Here is a 6,000-nt window from a genome sequence, read left to right on the forward strand (position 1 = left end):
TATTTTTCTAAATTTTAAAAGAGTTTGCAAAGAGGAGTTGATATGGCTATGCCTCAATATCAATATACAAAGTATTATAACAAATCTGAACAACCTATAGATGTGACTGAATATGCCATCAAAATCAATAGAACTACCAGAAGATCTATATCTTAAAGTCGGGGCCGTAGCGAGGGAACACTTCGAAACCACGGGCGAGTATATAAAAAAAGTGGTTTCAGATGCCATCCGCGAGGAACTCGAACTGAGAGACATAAAAAGGCAAATAGCATCCAGGTATGCGGCAGGTGAGATAAGTTACGAATCCTTGAAAACATTACTCGGGTTCAAAGAGGCAGAACGAATAAGGATTTATAAGGAAACAATACTGGAGTCTCTCAAAGAAGCAGACGATGTTGTAGAGAGGCTAAAAGAGTGATCACAGTACTGACGGATACCAGTGCACTTGTTTCGCTTGAGATAAAACACCTCGTAACTCTGGCATCAAAATTCATTCAGTTCTCTATCCCAATCCAGAGACTGGTATGGAGGAGTTCTTGAAACAGTCTCATACAAGTACTTTGATGATATGGTTGATAAGAGCTGATGTTCCCTGCCTTATGAGGAGAAGGAAAGGGTCAGATTCACTATAATTGCGCTCCTGAAGGAACTTATAGAGGTTTGGCGCGAAGGTGCCAGGATATCAGCAATATGAATACATACAGCGCGGGCAGAGGAGATCAGGGTAACAGCAGTATTCTGCATAAGCAATCAGATCACATAAGAATCAATACATAACTGGTTAGGAGAGGTGCGATTGGAACTGGGATTGCACGGATTTCATATCCGTGTAAATTATTAAAAATTAGCCCAAATAAGGATGATCAACGTTTCAAGTTCTCAAAGGGTAACATTGCCAGAATTTTTATATATGGATCACATATTCTTAAGATACAACCATGAAAAAAGAAATTTTCACGGATGAGAACATACCTTTATGCTTAATTAAAAAATTTCAGATAGAAGGATGTAATGTCGTATCTGCTTTCTTCAATTCTGCCAGAAGCCACCCCATGGGGTTAGTAAAATATATATGATATAAGCTCTTCATATGTTTTCCTATAAGATGATACAGACGAAAAAAGAAGCAATTTCTTCAGAATCCAGAGACCCGATTTTTCGAGACCTCGTTCTAAAGACACAGATTGGTAAGAAAATTCCCACCTGCATGCAGTGTGGAGTCTGCGCAGGCTCATGTCCGGTCAGTAACGAGATGGACTACACTCCGCGCCAGATAGTGCGCATGATCCAGCTCGGTCTAAAACAGGAAGTGTTGAACAGCAACACAATCTGGATATGCACCACATGCTTCTCATGTTCGGTGCGATGTCCCAGGGGAATCCACCCCACAGAACTTATGGAAACGTTAAAACCGCTGGCCATAGCAGAGGGCATAGAGAATAAAAACACCAGGTTTGATCATATCTTCTCAGATATGGTAAAGAAAAAAGGAAGATCCTCAGAATTTCTTCTGATATCAAAATACAGCCTGTCTGATCCAGGAATGATAAAACAGGCTCCATTTGGATTATCCCTTATCACTAAAGGGAAATTACCCCTGTCTGTTGATAGAATGGAGGATACGGGCGAATTAGAAGCGATTTTTAAACTTGGAGATAAAGCCCGGGATAAAATGACAGGAGATAGCAGAGAGGATAGTAGAGAGAGCGACGCCGGGGAAAAAGAAAAAACAGAGGAGGAAGAGAAATGAAATACTCCTATTACCCTGGATGCGCACAGCATGGAACTGCTTCTGATTACCGCAAATCAGTAGAAACAGTATTTAGCAGGCTTGGTATTGAGCTTGAAGAGATCAAGAACTGGAACTGCTGCGGGACTCTCCATGTACCTGATAAGACAATACGAGTCGCGCTGTCTGCAAGAAACCTTGCATCATCAGGAGGTCTTGATCTGGCAACACCGTGCAACCTCTGTTACTCAAACCTGATGCGGGCTAACACCGCACTTGAAGATGCTGCTTTAAAGAACAGGATCAATGAAGCTCTTATCAATAAATACGACGGCAACACAAAACCAAAACACCTTCTTGAAGTGATCGTAAATGATTACGGGCTTACTAAACTGTCAGAACAGGTCAAAAAACCCATGAAGATAAAAGCTGTTCCTTATTACGGCTGCTTACTGACACGGCCTGAGAACAGGTTTGACAGCCCTGAGAATCCCGTATCCCTGGATAACCTCATCATAAGCCTGGGGGCAGAGCCTGTAAAATACTATTATAAGACAAAATGCTGCGGTGGCCCGATACTCCTGACCAACGAGGATATAGCTCTTGGCCTTGCAAAAGAACTGCTTGTGGTGGCAAAAGAATCGGGTGCAGACTGCATGGTCGTGACGTGCCCCATGTGCCACCTGCAGCTTGATGCCAAGCAGAGAGCAGTGGAATCAAAATATAATATCAGGCTTGATCTGCCTGTTATTTATTTTACACAGCTCATCGGTCTTGCTATGGGCCTGGCACCTTCAGAGCTTGGTATGAACAAGCACTTAGTTTCAACTGATAAATTGATAGCCATGATAGGGAGATAATAATGCAAGAGAATGAACCAACTCCCAATAAAGAAACAACTTCTGATAATGAACTACAGAAAAGTGAAAACACCCCTGCAAAGATAGGCGTGTACCTGTGCAGGTGCGGCGGAAACATAAGCGATGTCGTTGATCTGCAGGCTGTTGCAGAGAGCCTGAAGAAGGAAAATGTTACAGTGAATATCCAGGACTACCTGTGCAGCAGCATGGGACAGGGCAAGATCAATAACGATATTGAGAAAGGAAGGGTGGATCGGGTTGTACTGGGCTCATGCTCACCAAAACTGCATCTTGAGACATTCAGGGGCATGGCAAAAAAGGCAGGGCTTAATCCAAACCTGCTTGAGATCTCAAATATAAGGGAACAGGCAAGCTGGGTGCATGATAAAGCTGGCGTTGACTCAAAGGTCAAAGGACTGATGAGGGGCGCTATCGCCCGCATGAGATCCATCGAGCCGCTTCAGCCCCTTGCCAAGAACCTGGTTGATAGGGTACTGGTGGTCGGCGGCGGGATAGCAGGGATTACCGCAGCCCTTGAGCTTGCGGATGACCATGAGGTTATACTGATAGAGAAGCAGCCATATCTTGGGGGACATATGATGGGCCTGTCCAAGACCTTCCCGACAATGGACTGCTCCCAGTGCATACTCACACCAAAGATGGTAGCAGCGCACAATCATCCCAATATTACCATATTTACACAGACCGAGGTTACGGATGTGCACGGAAGTCCGGGGGATTACACCATAACCCTCAAACACAGCCCGCGCTATGTGGATGTTGATAAATGCACGTCATGCAGCGCATGTTCAAGGAAATGCCCCACAGGTGCTATATTCCTGCCTTTTGCCCAGGCAGTTCCGCAGGCATACATGATCGATATGTCAAAATGCAGCCGCTGCGGAGCCTGCGTGAAGGTGTGCCCCCGCGGTGCAGTCAACCTGGATGCAAAGGAAGAGGAGAGCAAACTCTCGGTCGGGGCTGTTGTGATCGCAACAGGCTTTGAACCTTTTGACCTCTCAGCAATCGAAGAGTACAACTACCCTGCCCCTAACCTCCTGACAGCAATTGAGTTCGAGGATATGCTCTCAGCCAAGAGCAAGACAGGAATGAGACTGCAAAGGACAGACGGGACATTTCCAGAGAAGGTGGCCTTTGTCCTGTGCGCAGGAAGCCGTGATTTCACAGGCAGAGGAAAGAAATACTGCTCCAAGGTATGCTGTATATACTCACAGAAGCAGGCACAGCTTATCAAGAAGATGAGCGGTGATGCTGAGGCATGGATCTTCTATATTGACCTGAGGTCATCGGGCAGAAGGTTTGAGGAGTTCTACTGCCATACCCAGGAAAAGGGCGTCAATTTCGTGCGCGGAAAAGTGGCAGAGATAATTCCAGGACCGGATAATACGCTCATGGTGCAGTACGAAGATACTAATCTTGGCATGAAAGGGCGCGAGGTATTTGATATGGTAGTCCTGTGCCCTGCACTCGTACCATCGCCAGGTACAAAAGAGCTTGCGGATAAACTCGGTGTGCCTCTTGGGGATGATGGGTTCATAGAAGAGAAGCACGTCAAGCTTGATCCAGTGAATACATTAAACCAGTCGGTATTTGCAGCAGGCTGCATACTCGGACCGAAGGACATACATGACTCCGTGACAGAAGGTATAAGTTCTGCGCATAAGGTCTCGCAGTTCCTTGGAAAAGGCATGATACTCATTCCGCCTGAGAAGCCCGTGATCCTTGAGTGCAACGGGTGCGGGGACTGCGTTAAAGCCTGTCCTTATAACGCCCTTGGCCTTGAGAACGGAAAAGCGGTTCTCTCGCCTCTGGCATGTACCGGATGCGGGATATGCGTACCTGCATGCCCGATAAAAGGCATTGAGGTTAAGAACTTCACGCGCAACCAGCTAAAAGCACAGGTGAGAGCAATCCTGAGCGAAGGAGCTGGCGTGATCGTGTTCATCGATCCATATGCCTATGCTGCTGCTGATATCGCAGGAGTTAACAGGAAGCATTATTCTCCTCTTGTTCGGTTTGTGAGCGTACCGTCCATCCATATCCTGGATGCAGATGTTGTTAATGCTGCTTTTGAGAGCGGTGCATCTGGAGTTATGCTTATAGAAGGGACAACGGATGAGAAGCTAACGTCGCGCTCTGATGAGCTGTACAAGACGCTCAAGAAAGAAACAAGGAAGCATAAGAAGCCCCTGAGGTATTCGCATATCGAGACCGCTCAGTATGAGAAACTCACAGATCTCTTGAATGTTTTTGCAGCGCAGGCCGGGGCAAAGGCAGAGAAGAGAAGTAAGAGAGATAAAGATAAAGAGGAAAGCGCTGAAGGTGCGGAAACCCCTCAAGCCCTGAAAAACTGAAGAATTTCTCTTAGATTACTCTCAATATTAATTACTCTCAATATTAAAATGTCGCTTTAAGGCTGTTCGTAGAGATCCTGAGCCAATTCCGAGTAAGCATCGGCGTTGTTGACCGCCACAATCCAGGTCGTTTTATTATCCGTATTGTTCTTGTGATAACCCAGATCTAAATGTCCTCGAATAGCGTCCCAGTGATGGAGCTCGTGAATGAATGTTTCTCCCCTTTCGTTAAGAGATTCTGAACGTAGCCAGGGCAGGCATATATGAATATCCCCGAAAATCCAGTAGGTATAAGCCGGTTCTCCCGGATTACATTCGCTCTCGCATTCGTAGGTAATTTTTGAAGCCTTCATCAAACTTAGATCTCTCTTGAAGTGTCCAACCACAATATCTCGTCGTAAACTACCATAATCCCCAAAATGGTTGGCAAAATGTCGCTGCGTTTCTGCCGTCACAGGGTCCGAAGTCAGTCGTTGAATCGCTTTATCCAACATAGCGATAGCCCGATTATGTGATTCTTCAATGCGAGCCTTATCAGATGGATCACAATCCTGTGTAGTGAATCGTTGGACATAACCGGCTGAGGACGTTCGCAGTCCTGACTCAGATAAAAGCCTTCCCACAGCCCTGTTGCCGATCATGTGCTGGAGCTGTAGCACATCGGCAGGCATGAGCGATCCGGGATCAGCCCTAGCACGCTGGATTATGGGTGCTGGATGTGCGTGCTGTGCCAATGGTGCCGGCTTGCTAGCTGGCTGCTGCTTTCGGGCGCTATCCGCAGTCTTTGAATTGTGTACTTGTTGATGAGTGGACATGATTTATCTCGTTTTAAAATCCGTTTGAATTTTAAACTATCTTTCAATCATTTTTTATTGGTTATATCCAGCCAGGACATCAATATGAAGCCAGGACATTATTTACCCAATCCTTGCAATTGTAACTTGCAATATTATACTCTCCGCGTGGGGGGTGTATTAGAGCCTATCCGAAAAGTCCAGAAGCTCTGAACGTTATCCATGCACATGCGAAGTGTAAC

General features: G+C 45.8%; 5 protein-coding genes. 4 read left to right on the forward strand and 1 reads right to left on the reverse strand.

Annotated features, from left to right (window positions below; translation table 11 throughout):
* Positions 1 to 112: 112 nt before the first annotated feature.
* From ANME2D_RS12155 to ANME2D_RS18860, 4 genes are all read left to right on the forward strand, one after another.
* Entirely contained in the window at positions 113 to 418 is a 306-nt protein-coding gene (locus tag ANME2D_RS12155; protein ID WP_048092201.1) for a hypothetical protein, read from the forward strand.
* Between the two features lie 687 nt (positions 419 to 1,105).
* Complete coding sequence (locus ANME2D_RS12160) at positions 1,106 to 1,750, forward strand: 4Fe-4S dicluster domain-containing protein (RefSeq protein WP_198527424.1); 645 nt, start codon at positions 1,106 to 1,108, stop codon at positions 1,748 to 1,750.
* Positions 1,747 to 2,589 (forward strand): CoB--CoM heterodisulfide reductase iron-sulfur subunit B family protein, encoded by an 843-nt coding sequence (locus ANME2D_RS12165; RefSeq protein WP_048092203.1) that lies wholly within the window; start codon positions 1,747 to 1,749, stop codon positions 2,587 to 2,589. Before ANME2D_RS12160 ends, ANME2D_RS12165 begins: the two co-directional genes overlap by 4 nt.
* A 2-nt stretch (positions 2,590 to 2,591) precedes the next feature.
* Complete coding sequence (locus tag ANME2D_RS18860) at positions 2,592 to 4,964, forward strand: FAD-dependent oxidoreductase (protein ID WP_052368903.1); 2,373 nt, start codon at positions 2,592 to 2,594, stop codon at positions 4,962 to 4,964.
* A 56-nt stretch (positions 4,965 to 5,020) separates the two neighbouring features.
* Here the strand turns inward: ANME2D_RS18860 and ANME2D_RS12175 are convergent, their stop codons facing one another.
* Positions 5,021 to 5,779: a M35 family metallo-endopeptidase gene (locus ANME2D_RS12175; protein WP_048092205.1), complete on the reverse strand. Its 759-nt coding sequence runs from the start codon at positions 5,777 to 5,779 to the stop codon at positions 5,021 to 5,023.
* Positions 5,780 to 6,000: the final 221 nt, after the last annotated feature.

This window comes from Candidatus Methanoperedens nitratireducens (assembly GCF_000685155.1).
Lineage (GTDB): Archaea > Halobacteriota > Methanosarcinia > Methanosarcinales > Methanoperedenaceae > Methanoperedens > Methanoperedens nitratireducens.